Here is a 25,624-nt window from a genome sequence, read left to right on the forward strand (position 1 = left end):
TTACCTCTTATCCTGGCTTAAAGCATAAATTGCAAAAGTGCCCAGCCAGTGTCCGCCTTCGTAAGAGTCACCTACTAAATTAGGAAATGAATATGCTAAATGACTATCTGCAAGTGACCGTAAATGTCCAAATTGCTCTGGATAATCGTTTGCCAAACCATAAAAAACCCAGGCACGACTAAAGTTTAAGCCATCTAAATGAACCAATTTACCATCGCTTCTATCAGATACTTCACCTACTTCTATTGAAAAATCCCGATTGGTAAGCGCCGGCATAAAATCATCTATCCAAAGAAAAAATGCATTTTTAGGCATAATTCTTCGCATAATATCAACTTCTTCTAAACAGGGAGATAAAAAATCATAGCCACCGGGTTCCCAGGAAATAGGACAATCATCATCCTTTAAGTAAAAATCCTTTGCCCGCTTAGAGATTAATTCCTTAAGTTCTACATGCTCTGTTGTTACTGCATAGTCATAAGCAAAACCTAAACCAAATGCCGTGTTGGTATGTTCTCCTACCCTGATTGGATACTTAAGTTTAGGAAGAAATTCCAAGTATCTGGAAACGATCAAATCTGTAAGTGGTTGTAGATTTTCATCTAATTTTTTAGCCAAAGGATCATTCCAGGTTTTAAGTTCTTCCGCAAGTTTTAAAAGCCAGGCCCAACCATAAGTTCTTTCATAACTATTTTCCTGCGGACGCTTAAAATAAGCTACTTCAGCTTTAATATTTTCGGCTGATAAAGATTGTTCTAATTTTTGACGAATCTCATCCGCTTTTTCAAGATTCGGAAATTTTTTAAGCAAAGCTACCATCGACCAATGTCCATGCACCGAACTATGCCAGTCAAAACAGCCATAAAACGCAGGGTGTAACTCTTTTGGTTCTCCTATAGCTTCGGCATTATCCAGCGTCTGACTTAGTTTATTGGGATATTGCGTACCCACACAGGCCAAAGGAAGTTCAGCGAGTTTATTAGCCTCTTCAAGTGTAAAATTTATAGTTTCATCAGGACTTATCGTCTCGGTTATCGCATCTATATCTATCAGGGAATCAGATGACGTTTCATCTGGTTTAGAAGGGTCGTTTGCGGTTTCATTCTTACAGGCAAAAAGGCTAAAAGCTGTAAAAACAAGCACTAATTTTTTCATGTATTGGGATGGATTGAAAATTCAGGAACAATTTATCAAAAAATAATTACAAAAATTTAAAGGTCTTCCTAAAAAGAGAAAACATTTATCCCAACCAACCATCTCTATCTAAACTGCGATACTGGATCGCTTCACTGATGTGGGCCGATTTTATTTCTTCGGAAGTTTCTAAATCGGCAATGCTTCTGGAAACCTTTAGAATACGATCGTAAGCCCTGGCTGAAAGATTGAGCCGCTCCATCGCTGTTTTAAGCAATTTTTTAGAGATGTCGTCTAATTTGCAGAATTTTGAGATCTGTTTAGTTCCCATCTGGGCATTGTAATGAATATTTTCGTATTCCTGAAATCGTTGTGTTTGCAATTCCCGGGCTTTCATTACCCGTTTTCTAATATCAATACTTTTTTCTCCTTTTCTTTCTTCACTAAGCTTATCAAAAGGAACCGGAGTAACTTCGATATGAATATCGATTCGATCCAGAAGCGGACCGCTAATCTTACTTAAATAACGCTGCATTTCTGCCGGCGAAGAGGTAACAGGAGCATCGGGATCATTAAAATATCCGCCGGGACTTGGATTCATACTGGCAACCAACATAAAACTGGAAGGATAAGTAACCGTAAATTTAGCTCTGGAAATTGTTACTTCCCGATCCTCTAAAGGTTGTCGCATTACTTCTAAAACACTCCGCTTAAATTCTGGTAATTCATCCAGGAATAAAACGCCGTTGTGGGAAAGTGAAATTTCTCCCGGCTGTGGATAGGCACCACCTCCAACAAGTGCCACGTCGGAAATTGTATGATGCGGACTACGAAAAGGGCGCTGTGCCATAAGTCCGTGATCCTTAATTTTTCCAACTACACTATGTATTTTGGTAGTTTCTAGCGCCTCATGCAGTGTCATTGGTGGTAAAATACTGGGTAGTCTTTTAGCCAGCATAGTTTTACCGGCGCCTGGCGGACCTATTAAAATAATATTATGACCACCCGCTGCGGCAATTTCCATACAGCGCTTTATGGATTCCTGGCCTTTTACATCAGCAAAATCATGTTCTGGATGATCCAGATGATTATAAAACTCTTCCCGGGTGTTGACTATGGTTTCTGGAAGCTCCAGTCCCTTATCAAAATGATCACAGACTTCTTTTATATTATGAACCCCATACACCTTTAAACCTGAGACTATTGCAGCTTCTTTAGCATTCTGTTGAGGTAAAATAAAATACTTAAAACCTTCCTGTTGTGCTTTTATGGCAATAGGAAGTGCTCCCTTGATGGGCTGTAAACTTCCATCAAGGGATAATTCTCCCATAATAATATATTCTGAAATATTTTTGGCTTTAATCTGGCCAGAAGCGGCCAAAATACCGATTGCAAAAGTAAGATCATAAGCCGATCCTTCTTTTCGAAGATCGGCCGGAGCCATATTTACAATAATTTTTTTTCCCGGAAATTTAAATCCGTTATTCTGAAGTGCTGCCGCAATTCTAAAACTACTTTCCTTTACCGCATTATCCGGCAGACCTACTAAATGATAGCCGATTCCTTTATCAATATTAACCTCAACCGCAATAGTTGTGGCCTCGACACCAAAAACAGCACTACCATAAACTTTTACCAGCATTTAAAGAGAATTTACTTAAATGTAGTAAAAAAATTTTATTCCCTGTAATTTAAGCAGTTAGTACATTTTTACGATAATGCTCCACCAACGCATCTATTGGACGTCTTACTATATTTCCTACCTCGATTCCATAAGGCTGTAATACTGCCCTGATAATATCTTCACTAAAATAAGCAATAGTTCCTATAAAATGCACAGGAACAGTACGACACTCGGGATAACAAAGTACACGAGAATGCACAAAATCTGTTAAACCTTCATGAACTAACTTATAGAAATACCCATTACGTTCGTTAGCGAAAATAAATTCAGCAAACGATGCTAGATACGTATTTGGATTTTCTTTTTGGTAAATATTCTTTTTGATTTCATCACTGCTCAAATCAAATTTTTCTTCAAATTTAACAGCGAGTTCTGGGGGCATTCTTTTATAATAGTAATCGCGTATAAGCCTTTTACCAAAATAATTCCCACTAGCTTCGTCCATTAAAATATACCCTAAAGAGGCTACCGCCTGATGTATATTTTCTCCATCAAAATAGCATGAATTAGATCCTGTACCCAGAATACATACAATACCTGGCTCGGTAGTGGCAGCATAAACCGCCGCAACCATATCTTCTTTAACCATTACGTCATCTGCATTGGTAAAGAAATTAGCAATGATGCCCGCTAAAAGTTTACTAGGCTTTTCTGTTCCACAACCAGCTCCAAAAAAGTGAACTCTTTCTACCTTATCCTTTACTTCTCTAAGATCTGGATTTTCTTCTATACGTTGTTCTAATACTATCTCTGGAAACACGGCAGGATTTAATCCCTTAGTTCTTGTTTTAAAAATCTTTTCTCCGGTGGAATCCATTAATATCCAGTCGCACTTTGTAGAGCCACCATCTGCTATTAGTATCATTTGCTATTTAGTATTGATTAGAGATAAAAAAGCCTGAAAAACTGTGTAAATCCAATATCTGAATTTCTGCACAATCTTTCAGGCTGATAATTAATTTATAAAGAAGCTACGTGTGCAGCTAAATCTACAAGTTTAGATGAATAACCATATTCGTTATCATACCAAGCGATTAATTTGAAGAAATTATCGTTAAGCGCGATACCAGCTTCAGCATCAAAATTACAAGTATGAGCATCAGATACGTAATCCTGACTCACTACAGCTTCATCTGTATAAGAAATCACTCCTTTGTAATCTCCATCAGCAGCTTTTTTGAATGCAGCTTTGATATCATCGTAAGAAGCAGCTTTTTCAGTTTTTACAGTTAAATCTACAACAGAAACATCTGTAGTAGGAACTCTAAATGCCATACCGGTAAGTTTTCCTTTTAAAGAAGGAATTACCTTTGTTACGGCAACTGCAGCTCCTGTAGAACTTGGGATAATGTTAGCCATAGCACTACGACCTAATCTAAAGTTCTTCTTAGATGGTGAATCTACAGTAAACTGAGTAGAAGTAGATGCATGAACAGTTGTCATTAAACCTTCCACAAGACCAAACTCATCATCAATAACTTTTGCAAGCGGTGCAAGACAGTTTGTAGTACAAGAAGCGTTAGAAACGATATCCTGATCTGCAGTTACTTCATGATGATTCACTCCCATCACAAACATCGGTGCTGTTTTAGATGGTGCAGAGATCACCACTTTTCTCGCTCCGGCTTCAAGGTGAGCTTTTGCATTATCAAGATCGGTAAAGATTCCTGTACAATCCAATACAACTTCTGCTCCTGCATCATCCCATTTTAGGTCTGCTGGATTTTTTTCTGCGCTTACTCTAATGGTTTTACCGTCCACAACAAGATTCCCGTCTTTAACCTCTACAGAACCTTTAAATTTCCCGTGAACAGAATCATATTTTAAAAGGTAAGCCAAGTGATCTACATCAAGTAAATCATTAATAGCTACTACCTCTACTTTTTCGCTTTGTGCTGCTATTCTAAAGGCTATACGCCCAATTCGGCCAAAACCGTTAATTCCAATTTTTGTACTCATTTTTCTATTTTTAAAGTTTAAACTGAAGTGATGTCTGCCACCCTTCTTAATTCTTTATCATATTTTGCCTCACCATTAATGGCTACGGTAAGCGGTACGCGAACTACCTTTTGATGGCTTAAGCCAATCATTACTTTAGAGTCCCCGTCCAGTAGAGCTTCTACAGCCCCTACTCCTAATTTACTTGCCAGAACGCGATCAAAACAACTTGGTCGCCCTCCTCTTTGAATATGTCCCAAAACAGATACCCTAATATCGTATCCTTCTAAATGCTCTTCTACATATTCTGCAAGCTGAAAAATATTTTTCCCGCTTTTTTCTCCTTCGGCTACTACTATGATGCTGGAAAGCTTGCCGGACATTTTACTCTTTCTTAATGATTCCAACATACGTTCTACTCCTTCTTCTTCTTCCGGAATCAAAATCTCTTCGGCTCCTGCTCCTATTCCACTATTAAGAGCAATGTCTCCCGCATCTCTTCCCATAACTTCAATAAAGAATAATCTATTATGAGAACTGGCAGTATCTCTAATTTTATCTATGGCATCCACAACTGTATTTAACGCAGTATCATATCCCAATGTAAAATCTGTACCGCTAATATCATTGTCGATTGTAGCCGGAATCCCAACTATTGGAAGATCAAACTCCTGACTAAAATAAACGCCACCCGTAAAAGTACCATCTCCGCCGATAACCACCAAAGCGTCAATGTTATTTTTTGTTAATTGCTCATAAGCTTTTTTTCTTCCTTCTATGGTCTTAAACTCCATAGAGCGAGCAGATTTAAGGAAAGTCCCCCCTTTATTGATAATGTTTCGTACAGATCTGGCATTAAGTTCTTCAAAGTCTCCTTCCATTAAACCCTGATAACCTCTGTAGATCCCTACACACTCCACATTATAAAAAGAACAAGCTCTAACGACCGCTCGGATTGCGGCGTTCATTCCGGGTGCATCTCCCCCAGATGTTAAGACACAAATTTTTCTTATTGTATTTGCCATCACCTCAAATCTATTTTAAATCTTAAATATAACCTAATTTGCATTTAAACTAAATCGATTTCGGTTGATAACTAATAAAAACAGCCCTAAATAAGGGCTGTTTTTATCATTTTGTGAATTTTACTACTGAATTATTAAAATTTTATATTCCCAGGGAGAAAATTGAAATTTTTGATTTTTTTCAATCACGAAAACTTTTTCGTTATTCATATAATCAATAAACTGGCCTTCCAGGTCAATATTGAACTCTTTTTTACGATCAGAAAGATTTCCTATAAAGATTACCTCATCATCATTTTGTTGCCTTTTGAAACTAAAAATCACATCCTCGTCTGAATTTTTAATGGTTGAATAACCAGCTTCGGTTTTCGAGCCGTCTAGAGCCGGACTTTCATTTTTTAATGTTCCAAGTTTCGATAAAATTGGCCAGAATTTATTTTGCTGATGTGGAATAGTATCTTTTTCGAAAAAGCGTAAGCGTTTTTGCATATCGTATTCCTGTCCGCTATAAATCAAAGGCATTCCCGGCAATGTAAAGCTTAAAGCCGTCATCACCTCTGCCGCATTACCCATTCGTTCATTTACCGTTCCATTCCAGCTATTTTCATCATGATTGGTAACAAAATTCATCAGGTAATCATCCTCCTGGTAGGTCGTGTCAATTTTCTTCATATAATCACTCAGATCCTTCGCATTTTGCTTTCCCTGTGCAATGGCATTTAGAATATGATGACCTTCCCAGTTATATCCCATATCAAAAGCTTTTTCAAAAAGATCTTTATCTTCAGATTCTGCCAACATAAAAATCGGTTTAACCTGCTTCATTTCTTCTACCGCAGATTCCCAAAATTCTGTTGGTACTTCCCCGGCAACATCACATCGAAAACCATCAATATTTTGCTCTTCTACCCAATAACGCATATCCTTACGCATTTCAGTCCACAATTCTTTATTGTCGTAATTAAGATCAGCTACATCTGTCCAACCCCAGCTCTCGCCAGTATCAGGATTTATAGGGTCTATAATCTCTCCGTTTTCGTTTTTAGTATAAAATTCGGGATGTTCTTCAATCCAAACATGATCCCAGCCGGTATGATTTGCTACCCAATCCAGGATCACATACATGCCGTTTCCATGAGCTGTTTTTACCAATTCCTGAAAATCCTCTAGAGTTCCAAATTCGGGATTAATTCCCGTATAATCTGAAATGGCGTAATAACTGCCTAAAATCTTTTCACGCTCTTTAGGGTCTTCAATTTCTTCTGCAAACCGGCCATCTGCGGCTTTTCTTTTCACAGAGGATATTGGATACACTGGCATTAACCAGATCACTTTTACACCAAGCTCTTTTAACTGCGGAATATCCTTTGTAAACTCATTAAAAGTACCTTCAGGAGAATATTGCCGAATATTAGCTTCATAAATTACCGATTGTCCTAAAATGCTATCGTTTATAGGGGATAATGTTTTCCCTTTTTCGTCCTCTTTTTTAACCGACTTTTCAGAAGTTTCGTTTTTACAGGCAGTAAGCATCGTAACTGCCAGCGCCGCTATTATAAATCGTTTCATTTTTTTATTGAAGTTGAATTAACATGGCATCCTGTGCAGGAATGCTCAAAGTTTCATTTAGCTGAATGTCTTTTCCTGAAATAATTTCTTTTCCAGAGGTGGAACCTTGAATTCCCTCAGCATATTTCTTTAAATCTAAAGTCTGTTCTTCAGCATTATTATTGATAATAACCATTACCCGGTTTTTATCATTATACCTAAAATATACATACACATTATTTTCTGGTAAAAACTGAAGCATTTTACCAAACTGCAATACTTCATTTTCTTTTCTGAAATTCAATAATTTTGAAGTCAGATCAAAGTATTTCATTTGGTTTTCAGTCCTGTCTTCCGCATTAAAGGCAGATTGTTCATCACCTTCCCAACCACCTGGAAAATCCTGTCTAATCGCGCCGTCGCCTTTTCCTTTATCGCCTCGCATTCCTATTTCATCTCCGTAATAGATTTGAGGCGTACCACGTACCGTAGCGATCATGGTCATCGCCATTTTATATTTTTTAAAATCACCATCGTAAATCTCATTAAATCTACCCGTATCATGATTACCCATAAACACCATCAAATTATCGGTATCGGCATATAAGAAATCGTTCACAAAATTCTCATAGGCTTTAATCATTCCTCGATCCCAACTGGCATCCTGCTCATGAAACATCGATGTCATCGCATCATGTAAAGTGAAATCCATCACCGATGGTAAATTAGAATTGTAATCCTGAATTGCGCCTATGGGGCTATCTTTTTGCCAGTAGCTAATTTGCGCCTGGTCGTGCATCCAAACTTCCCCAACGATATTAAAATATGGATATTCGTCCATGATCGCTTTCGTCCATTTCGCAATCCCTTCTTTATCATTATAAGAATAGGTATCAACACGAAATCCGTCTAAACCAGAATATTCGATCCACCAGATCGCATTCTGAATCAAATAGTTTAACACTAAAGGATTACTCTGATTTAAATCGGGCATCGTACCGGTAAACCAGCCGTCAACACAGTATTTAAAATCACGTGCTGATTTGTGCGGATCATATTGCGTAGTCATTCTATAATTAGAATTCTCATAACCCGGGAATTGATGTACCCAATCATACGTAGGTAGATCTTTAATCATCCAATGCTCACTACCCCAGTGATTGGTCACATAATCCATTATTAACTTCATATCTTTTTGATGCAACTCATTGGCCAGACGCTTATAATCTTCGTTACTACCGTAACGTGGATCGATTTTATATACATCGCTTTGCGCATAAGTGTGATAGGAATAACCGGCATCATCATCGGCTAGTAAAGGTGTGCTCCAAAGCGCTGTAATCCCAAGATTTTTTAGATAATCTAAATGATCGATCACCCCCTGAATATCACCACCGTGACGACCGCCCTGTTTAGAACGATCGGCTTTTTCCTGCATTTCTGTAGAAGAATCATTATCCGGATTTCCATTAGCAAAACGATCGGGCATAATTAAATAAATCGCATCACTCGCATCAAAACCTTCTCTTAACGCCGAACCTTCTTCTCGTTGCTTTAATTCGAAAGTTTTGGTGATATTTCTTTTACCTTTTTTACTGAAGTTAAACTCATAATTTCCCGCAGGAAGTGCTGAAGAATTTATTGTTACAAATACATAATTTGGATTCTCGGTTTTTCGAATATTATTGATGATTACCTCATCTTCTGAAGAAACTTCGTACGTGCCGATATTTTTTCCGTAGAACATGATCTGAAGTTCTTCCAGATTCATATCGCTCCACCAAAAAGGCGGCTCCATTTTATCGATTTGTGCCTGCGCTACTCCTGAAATTAATAACAGGAGCAACACAAGATTATATAATTTAGTTTTCATTTTTTTGTTTTCAGTTTTCAGCTTACAGGTTTTAGCGATCAGCTATAAGCCATTAGTTTTGGGTTAAATAAGATTTCTGGACACTAATTTTCATTCGTGGAAAGATTTCTCCGCTTCACTTTGTTTCGGTCGAAATGACAACTCATTTCAAGAATAATTCAAAATTTAAGATTCAATATTAATTTTCAAATTTTCGCATTAACAAATTTTCAAATTAACTGATCTCAGTTCTATTTTTTTCGAATCCTCTTCAATAAAACCACTCGAAGTAACATTCTTTCGTGAAAAAATTTCTCGACTCCACTTTGTTCGGTCGAAATGACAACGAATTTTAGATGTAATTCAAAGTTTAAGATTCAATATTAATTTTCGAATTTTCGCATTAACACATTTTCAAATTAACTGATCTCACTTCTAATTTTTTTTGAATCCTCTTCAATATCAAAACTCGAAGTAAAATTCTTTCGTGAAAAGATTTCTCGACTCCACTTTGTGTCGGTCAAAATGACAACGAATTTTAGATGTAATTCAAAGTTTAAGATTCAATATTAATTTTCAAATTAACGCATCTTCACATTTCCAAATTAACTGATCTCACCTCTATTTTCTTCGAATTCTCTTCAATATCAACAATCGAAGTAACATTCTTTCGTGAAAAGATTTCTCGACTCCACTTTGTTTCGGTCGAAATGACAACTCATTTCAAGAATAATTCAAAGTTTAAGATTCAATATTAATTTTCAAATTTTCGCATTAACACATTTTCAAATTAACTGATCTCAGTTCTATTTTCTTCGAATTCTCTTCAATATCAACACTCGAAGTAACATTCTTTCGTGAAAAGATTTCTCGACTCCACTTTGTTTCGGTCGAAGTGACAACTCATTTCAAGAATAATTCAAAATTTAAGATCCGACATTAATTTTCAAATTTTCGCATTAACACATTTTCAAATTAACTGATCTCAGTTCTAGTTACTCCTTCTCAAAAATGCTTATCGCATAACCACCACCTGGCGCTGAAGTCAGTTTTAAAGTTGACTTGCTGATTACGCTTTTCTTAGTGATTTTATAAGCTTGCGGATTGGTTTTATAATCAGCGTCTTTAGCATCTGCATAAATAGTAGCTTCATACTTTTTACCATCTTCTAAGAAATCAAGCTTAATTTTTGATGTTCTTGGTGTGGTGCCATTTACGTTTCCTACAAACCAGTTTTCAGTTCCTTTGGCTTTACGGGCTACAGTGATGTATTCTCCCGGCTCTGCTTCTATGTACTTGCTTTCATCCCAATCTAACGCTACATCCTTTATAAACTGAAAAGCATCTGGAAAACGCTTGTAATTTTCAGGAAGATCTGCTGCCATTTGCAACGGACTATACATAGTTACATAAAGTGCCAACTGATTGGCCAAGGTAGAATTTACATGGGAGTTATTATCAGGATTGATCTTACTAATGTCCATTTCAAAAATTCCCGGTGTGTAATCCATAGGTCCGCCAATTAAACGGGTAAAAGGTAAAATGGTTACGTGATTTGGCTTAGACCCCCCAAAGGCCTGGAATTCTGTTCCTCTGGCCGATTCGTTACCAATTAAATTGGGCCATGTTCTGCGTAAACCTGTTGGTCTTACCGCTTCGTGCGCATTTACCATAATATGATAATCGGCTGCTTTTTTTACGGCATACAGAAAGTGATTGATTGCCCACTGCCCGTAGTGATGCTCGCCACGTGGAATAATATCCCCAACATATCCGCTTTTAACCGCAGGATAATCATATGTATTCATAAACTGGTACGCGGTATCTAAGTGACGCTCGTAGTTACGAATGGCACCAGAAGTTTCATGATGCATGATCATTTGCACCCCTTTAGATTCAGCATACTTTTGGATTCCTTCTACATCAAAATCCGGATACGGAGTTACGAAGTCAAAAACATAATCTTTGGAATGTCCAAACCAGTCTTCCCAGCCTACATTCCATCCTTCAACCAATACGCCATCAAAACCATTTTCGGCAGCAAAATCTATATACTCTTTTACGTGCGCTGTATTAGCACCATGTTTTCCGTTAGGTTCGGCATTTTCAAAATCGGTCTCACCCAATTTTACTGATGGAAACTCATCGGTATAATTCCACGTACTTTTACCGGTAATCATTTCCCACCAAACACCAACATACTTCATTGGTTTGATCCACGAAGTATCTTCAATTTTATTAGGTTCATTAAGATTCAAGGTAATGTTGGATGCTAAAATATCAGTGGCATCATCGCTTACCATGATCGTTCTCCAGGGAGAAACTGCAGGTGCCTGAATATATCCTTTATTCCCTATAGCATCGGGCGTTAACCAGGATTCAAAAACAAGACTATTTTCATCCAAATTCAGGTTCATTAATGAATATTCTTTTAAAGCTGCTTCGTGCAGATTGATATACAATCCATCTTCCGTTTTCATCATTAAAGCAGTTTGTACTGCCGACTTTGAAAACTGGGTTTGAGAGGCATTTCCAACCCAAGCTTCGTCGAATTTGCTACTAATTTCTGAAAGTTTAGACGTCGTGTAATCATATTCCTGAGAGTCGTAATCTCCCGGAAGCCAATACGCCGTATGATCGCCCGTCATTGCAAATTGCGTATGCTCTTCTTTAATTATGAAATACACCAGGTTTTCTTGCTGCGGGAATTCATATCGAAACCCTAAACCATCGTTGAACATGCGGAAACGAATGATCATTTTTCGATCTGTTGACGGCTGATCTAAGGTAACCGCCAACTCGTTATAATGATTTCTGATTTTGGCCTGTTCTCCCCAAACCGGAGTCCATATTTTATCAAAACTCGATGTTTTTGTATCAGAAATTTCAAATTCGTTCATCAAAGAGGTTGAATCATCCTGTAGTTCTAAACCAAGTGTACTGGTTTTTATCACTTCTTCTCCTTTATAAAATAATTGATATGCGGGAGTTCCGTTTTCTTTTAAACTGAATTTCATCTCAAGATTACCATTAGGAGATGTTAATTCCTGTGCCTGTAATCCAAAAACAGAAATACAAATTGTAATTACTGTAATAAACTTTTTCATATCTAAAATTTTAGCTTTTTATGGTATTTTGTACCTCAATCGCTTCTCCGTTTAATAACACGGTCATTGGCTCGTTTCCATCTACAGAAAAGGTAGTTTCGTTTTTACCAATATTGATCTTTAAAATCTGATTTCTAAAATTGATTTTAAAACTGAAACTATTCCATTGTTCCGGTAATTGCGGCGTAAAAGATAATTTCCCTTCTACTACGCGCATCCCACCAAAACCTTCTACAATACTCATCCAGGTTCCCGCCATACTTGTAATGTGACAACCTTCTTTCACTTCATGATTATAATCATCCAAGTCTAATCGCGAAGTCCTTAAATAGAAGGTATATGCCTGTTCCATTCTACCCAATTTCGCAGCCTGAATACTATGTACGCAAGGAGACAAAGATGATTCATGTACAGTAATGGGTTCGTAGAAATCAAAATGTTTTTTCAGGTTTTCTTCGGAAAAATGATCTTCAAAGAAATAAAACCCCTGAAGCACATCAGCCTGTTTTATATAGCAGCTTCTTAAAATACGGTCCCAACTCCAATTTTGGTTAATTGGGCGCTGTTTTTTAGTAAGGGTACTAACCGGCTTGATCTCTTTATCCAGGAAACCATCCTGCTGTAGATACACCCCGAATTCTTCAGAATATGGAAAATACATATTTTCAGCAACCTCTCCCCATTTCGCTATTTCTTCAGATTCTAAATTGGTTTTATCCATAATTCGAGCATAATCTTCAGCATAGTTTGCCTTAATTTTCTCGATATTTTCTATGCAATATTCGATACACCATTTCGCTAAATAATTGGTGTACCAGTTATTATTCACATTATTTTCATATTCGTTTGGTCCTGTAACTCCAAGAATTACATACTTATTCTTGTCTTTACTAAAGTTTGCTCTTTGTTGCCAGAATCTAGCGATCGCGATCATTACTTCCAGTCCCATTTCTGGCACGTAACTATAATCATCAGTAAAACGAACATAATTGTAAATGGCAAAAACCATCGCGCCGTTTCGATGAATTTCTTCAAACGTGATTTCCCATTCGTTATGGCTCTCCTCGCCATTCATCGTTACCATTGGGTAAAGCGCCGCACCATTAGTAAACCCTAATTTTTGCGCATTTTCTTTCGCCTTTTCTAAATGATTATAACGATAAGTCAGTAAATTCCGAGCTACCTGCTGATCTTTAGTCGCCATGTAAAACGGAATACAATACGCCTCGGTATCCCAATAGGTACTTCCACCATATTTCTCGCCTGTAAATCCTTTTGGACCTATATTTAATCGCTCGTCTTTTCCTAAATAGGTTTGATTTAGTTGAAAAATATTAAAACGAATCCCCTGTTGTGCCTTCACATCACCATCGATGGTAATATCGGCCATTTCCCAGATCTGCGCCCAGGCCTCTTTTTGTTCCTGCAGTAATTTCGCAAAACCTGATGTTGTGGCTTTATCAAGCACATTTTTTGCTGCTTCAACTAAAGAATCCTTACTATGGTTCATATCCGTTACATAACCGGCATATTTTTGAAGCGCAATTCTCTCTCCTCTATTCACTTTTACTGCATACGAAATACTTACCTGATCTTCAGTTTTCTCTACTTCTCCTTCTACCTGAAGTTTTTCATCATCTAGGCTAATTTGAGATTGCATATAGGTACCTACATGATATTCTGTTTTTAAAGTTTTAGAAACCACAAAAGCCTGATCGTTTTCAGTGTTCACTTCTAAAGTCTGCCAAAAACGCTCTTCCCAGTTTGCATCGCGGTTAGTGATCCCTCCATCAAGATATGGTGTGAATTTTACTACTGCATCGGCATTTAATACCTCAACTTCATAATTTATGACTCCTAATTCATCATTTACAATAGATAAAAAACGAGTAGCTGTAACTCTTACTTCAAGGTCATTGGGCATCACCGCTACAAAGCTTCTTCGGTGAAAGCCTTCTTTCATATTCAGTTCACGCACAAAATCTTTTACCTCTTTACAGGTATTTAGATCCAGGGCCTCTTCGTTAATAGCGACATTAATTCCTATCCAGTTGGGTGCATTTAATACTTTAGCGAAATATTCCGGATATCCATTTTTCCACCAACCTACTTTTGTTTTATCGGGGTAAAAAACACCGGCGATATAGCTCCCCTGAAAGGTGTCGCCAGAGTATTGCTCTTCAAAATTGGCCCGTTGCCCCATAGCGCCGTTACCAATACTGAATAAACTTTCAGAAGATTCTACACGCTTGGCATCAAAACCTTCTTCTATAATGGACCATGCATCTGGTTTAATATAATCCTGATTCATTGTTGATATTATTTATTTTTGGAGTAGATTTTTTAAAAATTCGATCGAGATTTCAGTAAAATCACTGAAGATATAATCGGCTTCATGTAGTGTTTTTTTATCACCAATCCCGATACTGGTCATTTGTCCCTTATTTGCCGCCTGAATCCCGGCTACAGAATCTTCGAATACAATACAATCTTGCGGAGCAACATTCAGCTTTTCAGCAGCGATAAGAAAAACTTCTGGATCTGGTTTCGCTTTGCTTACATCCGTACCATCCACGATGGCATTAAAACCATCTTTCAAATCGATTTTTTCTAAAATATGACGAGCATTTTTACTGGCCGATCCTAATGCGTAGGGAGTGTTATTTTCATTTAAATAATCGAGTACTTTTTGAACTCCTGGAAGCACTTCACCTTTATCCATCTTATTTACATAAGATAGATAGTTTTCATTTTTAAGTTGCATTTGTCGATTAAACTCATCTTCGGTAAGCTCTCTATTTCCCCAGTTCAGTATTTTTTTAAGCGAATCTACCCTGCTTACTCCTTTTAATTCTTCATTCTGTTCTTTGGTAAAATCGAAACCTAAATCATTTGCCAGTTTTTTCCAGGCCAGAAAATGAAATTTTGCTGTATCTACGATTACACCATCAAGATCGAATATGATAGCTTTTTGATTCATTTTAGTAGTATGTTTCTTAAATTTTCAGTTAGTCTCACTTCGCAACTTCTTCGTCTACGTCGTCTATTCTTAAGGTAAGGACTGCGGCAATCATAAAGGCTACACCACTCATCATTAATGCATAAATAGGATCTCCACCGTAAAGATATTTTACCATTGGGCCACCAATAATAGCATTCACGATTTGAGGAATTACAATAAAGAAGTTAAAGATTCCCATATACACCCCCATTTTTCGAGGCGGAATTGCTCCGGCTAAAATGGCATAAGGCATCGCAAGAATACTTGCCCAGGCAATACCAACACCCACCATACTTAAAATCACCCAGTTTTCATTAGGCATGATATAAATAGAGAGCAAACCTGCCCCACCAATAATCAATGAAATGATATGTGTGTTTTTTCGGCCTACTTTTTTGGCAATTACCGGTAAGAAAAACGCAAAAACTGCAGACACAGCATTATAAACTCCAAACAGGATTCCCACCCAATCACCGGCATCCTGGTAGGCTTCACTACTGGAATCCGAAAGTGGTAATCCATAGATGTGATGCGCAATGGCCGGGGTAGCAAATACCCACATACCGAACAAACCAAACCATGAGAAAAACTGCACCCAACTAAGCTGACGCATCGTATGAGGCATTTTTACAAAATCGGTAAAAATATCGGTGATTTTAGATTTTTCTTCATCAGGAACTAGGACTCCTGGCTTATCCTCCTGTGCGTGAAAGTGTTCCAGTTCTTCCGGGCTGTACTCTTTGGTCGTAAAAACAGTAATTAAAATACTTACCACCAAAATAACCGCACCAATGATAAAAGATAATAGAAGATTTAAAGGAATTTCACCTTCCGCGGCTCTATTGGTAAAACCAAACCAGTTAGTTAATACGTAAGGCAACCATGATCCAACAACAGCACCAATACCAATCAATACCGTTTGTATACTAAAGCCTAAGGTTCGTTGATCGCTGGGAAGATTATCGGCAACAAGTGCTCTAAAAGGTTCCATGGCTACGTTAAAAGACGCATCCATGATCATAAGCATCCCTGCTCCCACCCATAAAGACGGCATAATGGCGATAAACAAGTCGGCATTTGGCATTAGCACCAAACCAATGGCGGCTAAAATTCCCCCGGTTAGGAAAAATGGGCGACGTCTCCCCAATTTGGTCCAGGTACGATCACTATAATAACCAATAATAGGCTGAACAATCAAACCTGTAACAGGAGCGACAATCCAAAACCAAGAGAGATGCTCGACCTCTGCACCAAAAACCTGAAGGATACGGCTGGCATTTGCATTTTGTAATGCGAATCCCATTTGAATCCCGAGAAATCCGAATGTCATATTCCAGATTTCCCAGAAACTTAATCTGCGTTTCTGCATATCGTAATATTAGAAGGTTACGATAAGCACTAAGACTTATCAAAACTTATTTTAGTTAGGAAGTAAAAATATAAGTTCTGATAAATTAACTAATTTGGCGATAAATATAGCTAATAATTTAAAGATTATGGTATTAAATAATTATTTTGTTGATTCTCGTTCAATTAAACCGGTATCTACGATAATGGTTTTATAGCTTTCTTCCTCTTCAGGAGACTTTTCTAATTTTTCGATTAATAATCGTGCTGCTTCCTCTCCCATGCGGCTTCCATGCTGACTAATAGTGGTCAAACTGGGAATAAAACGTTTGGATAATTCGCCATCGGTAAAGCCTATCACCTGTACATCTTCGGGCACTTTTTGACCCTTTTCCTGAACGGCTCGCACTGCTGCTGCGGCAAAATGTTCGTTAACTGCAAAAAGCGCATCAAAATCGGATTCTTTTACAAAGGCTGAAATTTCATGTTCTACCTTATCCATATGCTCGATTTTAAGGATGCTTTTCTGATTTACCTTAAAGCCATTTTCTTGGAGAGCCTGGGTATACCCTAAGGTTCTTAATTTCCCCACGCTTATATAATCAACTGTGGAAATAATTCCTATGTTTTTAGCTCCTTTATCGATTAAGCATTGCACTGCTTTTTTTGCACCTTTTACATCATCTATAATTACTTTATCTGAAGGAACCTCCTCTACAGATCGATCAAAAAGCACCAGAGGCATTCCTTGATTAACCACTTCGGTTAAATGGTGATAATCGCCCTTTTGCATGGTTTCTTTCGCTACCGACAAAATGAAACCATCGATACTACCGTTAGCCAACATCTCCATATTCAGCACTTCCTTATCAAAACTATTATCTGAAAGACAAACAATTACGCTATACCCTTTTTCATTAGCAATATGCTCTATTCCACTAATAACCGTAGTAAAAAAATGGTGTACAATTTCAGGAATAACAACCCCAATAGTTTTTGTCTTTCGATTTTTAAGACTAAGTGCAATGTTATTGGGTTTATAGTTATATAATTTAGCAAAAGCCTGCACTTTTTGCCTCGTATCTTCTCCTATTTCCGGGCTGTCCCGAAGTGATTTTGAAACCGTTGAAATCGATACATCTAATTCTTTAGCAATTTGTTTTAACGTAAGTTTTGGCCTCATAAAATTCAGTCTTCACTATTATCTGTGCTCTTCCCTTCAAAAATACTACAAAAACATGGTTTAAATTAGGGTTTTGACATTTAAAAGCCCTAAAAAACGAAAAGTTGTCAACACTACAACGTTGTAGTGAGGGTTCATTAAAATATCCTCAAAAAAAGAACTTAAAATTTATATAATTTTAACCTCAGGAAGTAAAAATATAAAGTTTATAATCTAAGTAAAATTCAATAGGGAAATTTATGAAAACATTTATTAAAAGCACATTGTTTTTGCTGTTTATGCTACCGATGAGCTTTTTTGCCCAGAATTCTGTTTCCGGAACGGTGACAGAAACCGCAACCGGAATGCCGGTGCCGGGAGCAAACGTAATTGTGAAAGGAACCAGCAATGGAACCATTACAGATTTTGATGGTTTATACACTATCGAAAACCTTGTAGCTGGAGATACTATCGCTTTTTCATTTTTAGGGTTTTCTACTAAAGAAATCGCATTCACAGGACAAGAAACTATTAATGTGCAATTAGACGAAGACCAGGCTACACTAGATGAAGTGGTGGTGGTTGGATATGGTACCGTTCGTAAAAAAGATGCAACAGGTGCCGTAAACCAGGTTTCTACTGAAGATTTTAACCAGGGACAGGTAAATACTGCAGGACAGTTAATCACCGGTAAAATTGCCGGGGTTACCGTAACTTCTGGTGGTGGAGCACCTGGCGAGGGCCAGAATATTAATATTCGTGGAATTGGATCTATTTCTTTAAATAGCTCTCCGCTATACGTTGTAGATGGTATTCCTTTGGATAATAGTAATGTAGGTGGATCTAGAAATCCGCTAGATTTTATCAATCCAAACGATATCGAGAGTATGACCGTCTTAAAAGATGCGTCTTCTACGGCGATCTATGGTTCTCGTGCTGCCAATGGTGTGGTTTTAATTACCACTAAAAAAGGTAAAGGGCAGGAATTTAAGTTCAACTATGCTGGAAACACTACCGTATCCAGACCTACAAACTATGTAGATGTCATGGATGCCGATGAATTTAGAAATTTGGTGAACCAGGTTGGAAACGAAGCGGCTATTGCTCGCCTAGGCAATGCTAATATGAACTGGCAAAAAGAAATCTATTCTGAGGCAATTGGTTTTGATCATAATTTAAGTACTACCGGAAATATTGGCGGATTTATGCCTACCCGGGCTTCGGTTGGATATACCGATCAGGATGGTATTTTATCAGGAGATAACTTTTCAAGAACTACAGGGTCTGTAAGCTTACGACCAAGTTTTATGGATGGTCATTTAAAATTTGAGATTAATGGACGTGGAATGTACACAGAAAATACATTTGCCAACCGTGATGCCATCGGCACCTCTGTAGATTATGATCCTACACAGCCCATCTATGATGCTAATTCACCTTTTAGCAACTATAATTCATGGTTGGTATATAGTGAAGACGCTGATAGATATGTACTAAATAACCTGGCTCCGGTGAATCCGATTGCGTTGATTAACGAAAAAGACGATTCTGCTGAAGTACGTCGCTTTATAGGAAATGCTAAAGTAGACTATAAGCTCCATTTCTTTCCAGATGTAACAGCTACGGTAAATATTGGTCTTGACAAAACAAATAGTCACGGAAGAACGATAGTTTCTGAAAACATGCCATCTTCCCAATTAGACTGGAACGGTTCTTATTCTAATTACACCAACAACTCTACCAATAAACTTTTTGATGCTTATTTAACCTATGATAAGGATTTTAAGGACCATAGTTTAAATGCTGTATTAGGATATTCTTATCAAAGTTTCGAAAACGATAACTACAGTTTTGACAGTGAAGCTGCAGAAGAAGGAAACGATTCAGAATTCATTGATAAATGGAGAAGTACTTTACTATCTTATTTTGGTAGAGCAAACTATAATTATGCTGATCGTTATTTACTTACTGCTACTTTAAGAGCGGATGCCTCTTCTAAATTGAATCCAAAAGACCGTTGGGGATATTTTCCTTCTTTTGCCGTAGCATGGAATATTAATAACGAAGATTTTTTCAATTCTAATTCGGTTGATCAATTAAAGCTTCGTGTAGGTTATGGTGAAATTGCCAATGTTAACGGATTAGGTGATTATCTGTTCTTAACGAAGTATACCGGTTCAAGATCTAATGCATACTACCAGTTTGGACAATCATATTACCAAACTTACCGCCCAGAAGCTTACAATGAAGATCTAAGATGGGAGGTTGGTAAAACTATCAATGCCGGTATCGACTACTCATTTTTTAACAGTAGAATCTCAGGGTCTGTTAATGCATACCTTAAGAAAACTGAAGACATGATTAGTTACGTAACCATAGACCCGTTTACTAATTTCTCCAATGGTATCGATAAAAACATCGGGGACATGGAAAACCGGGGTATCGAATTTGAAATTAACGTAGTTCCTGTACAAACCGATAATTTCAAATGGAGTATTGGATACAACATCGCTTACAATGATAACGAGATCACTAATTTACCCGATCAGGTAGAAGCTGGAGGTATTAACGGAGGTACTGGTAATAATATCCAGTTACAAAAAGAAGGATATTCTCCTTTTAGCTACTGGGTTTATAAACAGATTTATGACGAAGCAGGAAGACCAATTGAAGGGGCTTATGTAGATCGTAACGGTGACAACCAGATCAACGATGATGACAAATATCTTTATAAGGATCCTTTTGCTGATATTACTATGGGGCTTAATACCAATGTTAGTTTTAAAAACTGGGATCTAGCCGTTGTATCAAGAGCTAGTTTAGGAAACTATGCTTACAATAACATGGCTTCTGCCAAATCTTATGAGATTAGAGCTACCGAGAATAGCATTCTAACTAATCTACATAGAGATTACTTTAATACCGGTTTCCAGAGTTTAACAGAAACTAACTTACAAAGTGATTACTATGTGCAGGATGCTTCGTTCTTCAAACTAGACAATATTACTTTAGGTTATACCTTCGACCAGATCTTTAAAGAATCTACACTGCGACTTTATGGTACTGCACAAAATGTACTTATCGTTACAGATTACGAGGGTCTTGATCCAGAAATTAATGGAGGTATCGATAACAATTTCTACCCTAGGCCAAGAACTTTTACTGTTGGGGTAAATCTAAATTTCTAAAAAAAGAAGTATGAAAATGAATTATATAAAGAAATTAGCGCTCATCATCCCTACACTTATTTTAGTGTCTTGTCATGATGACCTGGATCAAACACCTATCGATCCAGATAGTTTTACAGAAAACGATGTATTCGCCAATGCAGATGAAGCCAGAGGCGCTTTGGCAAAGCTTTATGCGAGTTTAGCTTTAACAGGACAAGAAGGACCTGCCGGGCAACCTGATATTTCTGGGATAGATGAAGGTACTTCACAGTATTCCAGAATGCTATTTAGTCTAAATGAGCTAACTACGGATAATGCTGTGGTAGGATGGGGTGACCCGGGACTTCCAAATTTACACGCTATGAGCTGGGGAGCTGGTAACGACTTTACTACTGCGATGTATTATCGTCTTGCTCAGGAAGTTTCATTTTGTAACTCGTTTATCTCGAATGCCTCCTCTTTAGAGGATCCGGCGATAGAATCTTTTATTGCCGAAGCACGGTTCTTAAGAGCTTTTGCCTATTATAACCTTATTGACTTTTATGGAAATGTTCCTTTAGTAACACAAATTTCTACAGAGTTACCAGCGCAAAACTCCAGGGAAGAGATTTTTAGTTTTATCGAAACTGAATTAACCGAAATTCAGGATATATTAATGGAAAGCGGTGCTAATGAATATGGTCGTGTAGACCGCGTTGCGGCATGGGCTTTACTGTCTAAACTTTATTTAAATGCTGAAGTATGGATTGGAGAAGATCATTATACTGATGCTATTACCTATGCAAATCAGGTTATTAATTCTTCTTACCGAATTAATACCGTAGATGCTAATGGTAATGGTTCGGCATACGACGAACTTTTCCTAGCCGATAACGATAGTAATGGTGCTCAGGATGAATTTATATTCGCTTTAAACTTTGACGGTAACAGTTCCAGAACTTATGGAGGAACAACCTTCCTTGTACATGCTGCGATTGGTGGAGATATGGATGCTTCTAAATTCGGTGTAAATGGTGGATGGTCTGGATTAAGGACCACAAAAGCCTTGGTTAACAAATTCGATTATGCAGTAACCGCTTCAGATGAAGATGGTAACCCAACTGAATGGGCGGATAAAAGAGCTATGTTTTTTACAGAAGGACAAAATCTTGAGATCAACACAATCGCCAATACGTTTACCGATGGTTATGCGGTAACAAAATTCAAAAATATTGATTCTGAAGGAAATGCCGGTAGTGATGCTGGTGGTGATTTTGTAGATACCGATCTTCCCGTAATTAGAATGGCAGAAATATATCTTACTTATGCCGAAGCGGTTACTCGTGGAGGATCCGGCGGAAATATTCAACAAGCTGTAGGTTACATCAACGAGCTAAGGGAAAGAGCTTTTGGAAATGCTGATGGTAATATTTCTTCCAGCGATCTAAATATAGATTTCGTTTTGGATGAAAGAGCACGCGAATTGTACTGGGAAGGTCAACGAAGAACAGATCTTATTCGCTATAATGATTTTACAACGGGTAGCTATCTATGGCCATTTAAGGGAGGTTCAAAATCTGGGACATCGGTAAGCGATTACAGAGTTTTGTTCCCACTACCTAGTAACATCATCCTAATCAATCCTAATTTAACACAAAATACAGGCTATTAATAAATATAACAAGACACAATGAAAAAGTTAACACTATTATTCATCGCGTTTATCGCAATATTGAGCTTTACAGCTTGTACAGAAGATGATGATTTCACTTTTACTGCAAAGCCAGATCCAGATGGGATTGCGTTTATGAATCAAACCGCAAACACCTATACATTAAGAGCTCCAAACACTGATAACCTAGCGGAACGTTTTGTTTGGAACGAAGTAGATTTTGGCGTACAAACACCGGTAAATTATGAATTGCAGGGAGCCGGTAAAGAAGCTTTTAGTAACTATTCTGTTTTAGGTGATGTTACAGAAAATAATCTTGCGGTTACTGTTGGTGATATGCTGGAATTAGCAAATGAAGCTGGTTTAGACAATGACCCTGAAACCGATGCTCCAAATAGCGGCAACATCTATTTTAGAGTTAGAGCTTATGTTGGTACAGATGCTGCTAATGTAGTAGAGCAAACTTCAGACATTTTAAGCGTTTCTGTTACCCTCCCAGAATCTTCTGAAGGTATCGAGCTTAAAAGAGAACTTTATTTAGTAGGTGATGCTACCGCAGCGGGATGGAACAATAACAATAACAACACACCAATCTTTAGAGATGGAGAAAACGATGATATCTATTATTTTGACGGTAGATTTGCAGGTGGCGATGGTGTTGAAGGATTTAAACTATTAGAAAGTTTAGGAAACTGGCAGCCACAATGGGGTATTAACGATGGTATTGCTACTAGTAGTGCCATTTTAGATGATGATCCCCAGGCGTTCCCAGTTGCTGATGATGCTTACTACAGTTTCACCATCGATGTTGCTGATGGTACGTATTCGTTTGAAAGTATAAATGTTACCGATGCTCCTACCTATATGAGTATTGGTATTATTGGTGACGCAACACCAGGTGCCTGGGATGCTGATACTGATATGACGCAATCTACCTTTAATCCTCATATCTGGTATGCTACAAATTTTGTATTAACTGATGGTGAATTTAAATTTAGAGCTAACGATGCCTGGGATAATAACTGGGGTAACGCTTCTGAAGCTCTTAGCGGTAAAGCAGGACTTGGTAGCTCAGATAATATGCCGGCTATTCCTGGGACTTACAATATCTGGTTTAATGATCTTGATGGACGTTATATCTTGATCCCACAGATCTCAGAATAATCAATTAATATAAAAAGGCTGCTGCGGCAGCCTTTTTTAACTTCACTATTTTATGAAAAAAACATTTAAAAATAAGCCAATTTTCTATTTACTGATTTTGGTTATTTTCTTTAGTTGTTCTTCAGATGATGATACTACAACAGTAGATCCGGATGATGATAGTAGTATAGGACAACCAGAACCTGTTTCCGCATTAAACCTGGCAGAATATGATAATGGTAGCGGGGTAATGATGCAGGCTTTTTACTGGGATGTAGAACCACGATTTGAATGGTGGAATACCATATCTGATAAATTAGGCTCCTGGGCCGATGCGGGGGTAAACCGTATCTGGATTCCACCTGCCAGCAAGGGGCAATCTGGTGGTTATTCTATGGGTTACGATCCTTCAGACTATTATGACTTTGGAGAATACGATCAGCATGGCACCATCCCTACTCGATTTGGAACTCGCGAAGACCTGGAACAAATGATTAGCGTAGCACACGATAATGATATTGAAGTAATCGCCGATATGGTATTAAATCATAACTCTGGCGGCGGTCTGGAATACAATCCCTATCGCGAAAAAGAAACTTATACCCTATTCGACGAAACTCATGGGAATGCCTCAGGAATGTTTAACAGAAATTACGAGGATTTTTATCCTAACAGTGTAAGCAATTACGATCCGGGAAGTTTATTTTACCAGGAAACCAATTTAGATCATCATAGGGAGCGCGTTCAAAACTGGTTATGGAAAGATGAAAATTCTGTTGCCAAATATTATAAAAATGTTATGGGCTTTGATGGCTGGCGTTTTGATTATGTACTGGGCTTTGAAGATTTTGTAATTAAAGACTGGTTGGAAGAAGTTGGCGGATTCTCTGTAAGTGAACTTTGGGACGGCAATCCTGGCGTATTAAGAAATCATATTGAAGCTACCGGAAGTGGGGTGTTTGATTTTGCTGCTTTCTACGTTATGGAACAGGCTTTTGATAGAAACCATGATCTAAAAGGTCTTACCAATGATCAGGTTTGGCAAACAAACCCAGAAAAGGCAGTAACTTTTACAGCCAATCATGATACTGAAAAAGATGCTAACGAGGATAATATCATAGCTCCCGAAAATAAGCTTAAAGCATATGCTTTTATTATGACGCATCCTGGTTATCCTACCGTATTTTACCTGGATTATGAAAATCCTGAATTCCAGGAGCAGTTAAACAAATTAATACGTATTCATAATAGTTTAGCCACCGGCTCTTTAGAGATAATCTATGCCGATAATGACGAATACATCATGCAAAGAAGTGGAAACTCAGAAAATCCTGGTCTTATTCTTTATATGAACATTTCAGCAAGTGCAAAAAGAAGAACAATAACCACAAGTTGGGATTCTTACATTTTAATGGACTATTCTGAAAATTCAAATTACCATCCAAAAGTAAGTGAAGATGGGGAAGTGACTATTGAAGCTCCTGCAAATTCTTATGCGATCTGGTCGATCACAGAATAACTTCATTTTACCAATTTCATAGAAAACGGGATAAATAGATTTTTATCCCGTTTTTTGATTTTTTTATGATATAAAAACATGTTTATTAAAAAGTAAATTCTATTTTTAGATTTCTATTCAGATGGTATAAAAGATACTTCCGCTTTTATTTTTTTCCTTATCCGTTAGCAGTCAGCATCTAAAACTTTTCCAAATCACATGTATTGAAAGTTTTCTTTTTTTGTCAACTTCACAGTGTTGATAAATTTTCAATTCACTGAAAACTAATTTATTAACAAGGTTTTATTGATAACTTTTGAATTATTAAGTAAATACGCTCGTAAATATTTAGTTACTTTTACTC

The 25,624-nt window shown here is 37.5% G+C and carries 16 protein-coding genes; 4 read left to right on the forward strand and 12 right to left on the reverse strand.

The features are described from left to right. The 12 genes from ZPR_RS13340 to ZPR_RS13395 all read right to left on the reverse strand — a co-directional run bounded on the left by ZPR_RS13340 (position 1) and on the right by ZPR_RS13395 (position 17,819). Positions 1–1,155 (reverse strand): DUF2891 domain-containing protein, encoded by a 1,155-nt coding sequence (locus ZPR_RS13340; RefSeq protein WP_013072227.1) that lies wholly within the window; start codon positions 1,153–1,155, stop codon positions 1–3. A gap of 85 nt (positions 1,156–1,240) precedes the next feature. Then, positions 1,241–2,776, reverse strand: coding sequence for a YifB family Mg chelatase-like AAA ATPase (locus ZPR_RS13345; RefSeq protein ID WP_013072228.1), 1,536 nt, complete (start codon positions 2,774–2,776; stop codon positions 1,241–1,243). Between the two features lie 49 nt (positions 2,777–2,825). Further along, complete coding sequence (locus tag ZPR_RS13350; protein ID WP_041578926.1) at positions 2,826–3,683, reverse strand: N-acetylglucosamine kinase; 858 nt, start codon at positions 3,681–3,683, stop codon at positions 2,826–2,828. Between the two features lie 95 nt (positions 3,684–3,778). Beyond that, complete coding sequence (gene gap / locus ZPR_RS13355; protein WP_013072230.1) at positions 3,779–4,777, reverse strand: type I glyceraldehyde-3-phosphate dehydrogenase; 999 nt, start codon at positions 4,775–4,777, stop codon at positions 3,779–3,781. Positions 4,778–4,794: 17 nt separating this feature from the next. Continuing rightward, on the reverse strand, positions 4,795–5,781 hold the full coding sequence (pfkA, locus tag ZPR_RS13360; RefSeq protein ID WP_041578927.1) for a 6-phosphofructokinase: 987 nt from the start codon (positions 5,779–5,781) through the stop codon (positions 4,795–4,797). 123 nt (positions 5,782–5,904) lie between these two features. Further along, on the reverse strand, positions 5,905–7,350 hold the full coding sequence (locus ZPR_RS13365; protein WP_013072232.1) for an alpha-amylase family glycosyl hydrolase: 1,446 nt from the start codon (positions 7,348–7,350) through the stop codon (positions 5,905–5,907). A gap of 4 nt (positions 7,351–7,354) precedes the next feature. After that, complete coding sequence (locus tag ZPR_RS13370; protein ID WP_013072233.1) at positions 7,355–9,202, reverse strand: glycoside hydrolase family 13 protein; 1,848 nt, start codon at positions 9,200–9,202, stop codon at positions 7,355–7,357. Positions 9,203–10,176: 974 nt separating this feature from the next. Continuing rightward, positions 10,177–12,288, reverse strand: a complete 2,112-nt coding sequence (locus tag ZPR_RS13375; RefSeq protein ID WP_013072234.1) for a glycoside hydrolase family 97 protein — start codon at positions 12,286–12,288, stop codon at positions 10,177–10,179. Positions 12,289–12,298: 10 nt separating this feature from the next. Next, positions 12,299–14,599, reverse strand: coding sequence for a glycoside hydrolase family 65 protein (locus tag ZPR_RS13380; protein ID WP_013072235.1), 2,301 nt, complete (start codon positions 14,597–14,599; stop codon positions 12,299–12,301). 12 nt (positions 14,600–14,611) lie between these two features. Beyond that, complete coding sequence (gene pgmB, locus ZPR_RS13385) at positions 14,612–15,268, reverse strand: beta-phosphoglucomutase (RefSeq protein WP_013072236.1); 657 nt, start codon at positions 15,266–15,268, stop codon at positions 14,612–14,614. 34 nt (positions 15,269–15,302) lie between these two features. Next, positions 15,303–16,658 carry an MFS transporter gene (locus ZPR_RS13390; RefSeq protein WP_041578928.1) on the reverse strand — a complete coding sequence of 452 codons (1,356 nt, stop codon included), beginning with the start codon at positions 16,656–16,658 and terminating at the stop codon, positions 15,303–15,305. A 141-nt stretch (positions 16,659–16,799) separates the two neighbouring features. Further along, entirely contained in the window at positions 16,800–17,819 is a 1,020-nt protein-coding gene (locus tag ZPR_RS13395; protein ID WP_013072238.1) for a LacI family DNA-binding transcriptional regulator, read from the reverse strand. Positions 17,820–18,058: 239 nt separating this feature from the next. Here ZPR_RS13395 and ZPR_RS13400 point away from each other — a divergent pair, with 239 nt between their 5' ends. Genes ZPR_RS13400 through ZPR_RS13415 form a run of 4 tightly spaced genes read left to right on the forward strand, consistent with a single transcriptional unit; the run spans position 18,059 to position 25,281 of the window. Then, positions 18,059–20,986 (forward strand): SusC/RagA family TonB-linked outer membrane protein, encoded by a 2,928-nt coding sequence (locus ZPR_RS13400; protein ID WP_041578929.1) that lies wholly within the window; start codon positions 18,059–18,061, stop codon positions 20,984–20,986. 10 nt (positions 20,987–20,996) lie between these two features. Continuing rightward, the gene (locus ZPR_RS13405) at positions 20,997–22,619 is read left to right on the forward strand and encodes a RagB/SusD family nutrient uptake outer membrane protein (RefSeq protein WP_013072240.1); all 1,623 of its coding nucleotides are present in this window, start codon (positions 20,997–20,999) and stop codon (positions 22,617–22,619) included. An 18-nt stretch (positions 22,620–22,637) separates the two neighbouring features. Further along, positions 22,638–23,783, forward strand: coding sequence for a SusE domain-containing protein (locus ZPR_RS13410; protein WP_013072241.1), 1,146 nt, complete (start codon positions 22,638–22,640; stop codon positions 23,781–23,783). Positions 23,784–23,835: 52 nt separating this feature from the next. Beyond that, positions 23,836–25,281 (forward strand): alpha-amylase, encoded by a 1,446-nt coding sequence (locus ZPR_RS13415; RefSeq protein WP_013072242.1) that lies wholly within the window; start codon positions 23,836–23,838, stop codon positions 25,279–25,281. The last annotated feature ends 343 nt before the right edge of the window (positions 25,282–25,624 follow it).

Source organism: Zunongwangia profunda SM-A87, from assembly GCF_000023465.1.
In the GTDB taxonomy this organism is placed as follows: Bacteria; Bacteroidota; Bacteroidia; order Flavobacteriales; family Flavobacteriaceae; genus Zunongwangia; species Zunongwangia profunda.

Bases quoted from the DNA above. Each gene is read 5' to 3' on its own strand.
- ZPR_RS13345 (WP_013072228.1), bottom strand. From the start codon at position 2,776: ATGCTGGTAAAAGTTTATGGTAGTGCTGTTTTTGGTGTCGAGGCCACA.
- pgmB (WP_013072236.1), bottom strand. From the start codon at position 15,268: ATGAATCAAAAAGCTATCATATTCGATCTTGATGGTGTAATCGTAGAT.
- ZPR_RS13340 (WP_013072227.1), bottom strand. From the start codon at position 1,155: ATGAAAAAATTAGTGCTTGTTTTTACAGCTTTTAGCCTTTTTGCCTGT.
- ZPR_RS13350 (WP_041578926.1), bottom strand. From the start codon at position 3,683: ATGATACTAATAGCAGATGGTGGCTCTACAAAGTGCGACTGGATATTA.
- ZPR_RS13410 (WP_013072241.1), top strand. From the start codon at position 22,638: ATGAAAAAGTTAACACTATTATTCATCGCGTTTATCGCAATATTGAGC.
- ZPR_RS13365 (WP_013072232.1), bottom strand. From the start codon at position 7,350: ATGAAACGATTTATAATAGCGGCGCTGGCAGTTACGATGCTTACTGCC.
- pfkA (WP_041578927.1), bottom strand. From the start codon at position 5,781: ATGGCAAATACAATAAGAAAAATTTGTGTCTTAACATCTGGGGGAGAT.
- ZPR_RS13380 (WP_013072235.1), bottom strand. From the start codon at position 14,599: ATGAATCAGGATTATATTAAACCAGATGCATGGTCCATTATAGAAGAA.
- ZPR_RS13375 (WP_013072234.1), bottom strand. From the start codon at position 12,288: ATGAAAAAGTTTATTACAGTAATTACAATTTGTATTTCTGTTTTTGGA.
- ZPR_RS13370 (WP_013072233.1), bottom strand. From the start codon at position 9,202: ATGAAAACTAAATTATATAATCTTGTGTTGCTCCTGTTATTAATTTCA.
- ZPR_RS13390 (WP_041578928.1), bottom strand. From the start codon at position 16,658: ATGCAGAAACGCAGATTAAGTTTCTGGGAAATCTGGAATATGACATTC.
- ZPR_RS13400 (WP_041578929.1), top strand. From the start codon at position 18,059: ATGAAAACATTTATTAAAAGCACATTGTTTTTGCTGTTTATGCTACCG.
- ZPR_RS13415 (WP_013072242.1), top strand. From the start codon at position 23,836: ATGAAAAAAACATTTAAAAATAAGCCAATTTTCTATTTACTGATTTTG.
- ZPR_RS13405 (WP_013072240.1), top strand. From the start codon at position 20,997: ATGAAAATGAATTATATAAAGAAATTAGCGCTCATCATCCCTACACTT.
- ZPR_RS13395 (WP_013072238.1), bottom strand. From the start codon at position 17,819: ATGAGGCCAAAACTTACGTTAAAACAAATTGCTAAAGAATTAGATGTA.
- gap (WP_013072230.1), bottom strand. From the start codon at position 4,777: ATGAGTACAAAAATTGGAATTAACGGTTTTGGCCGAATTGGGCGTATA.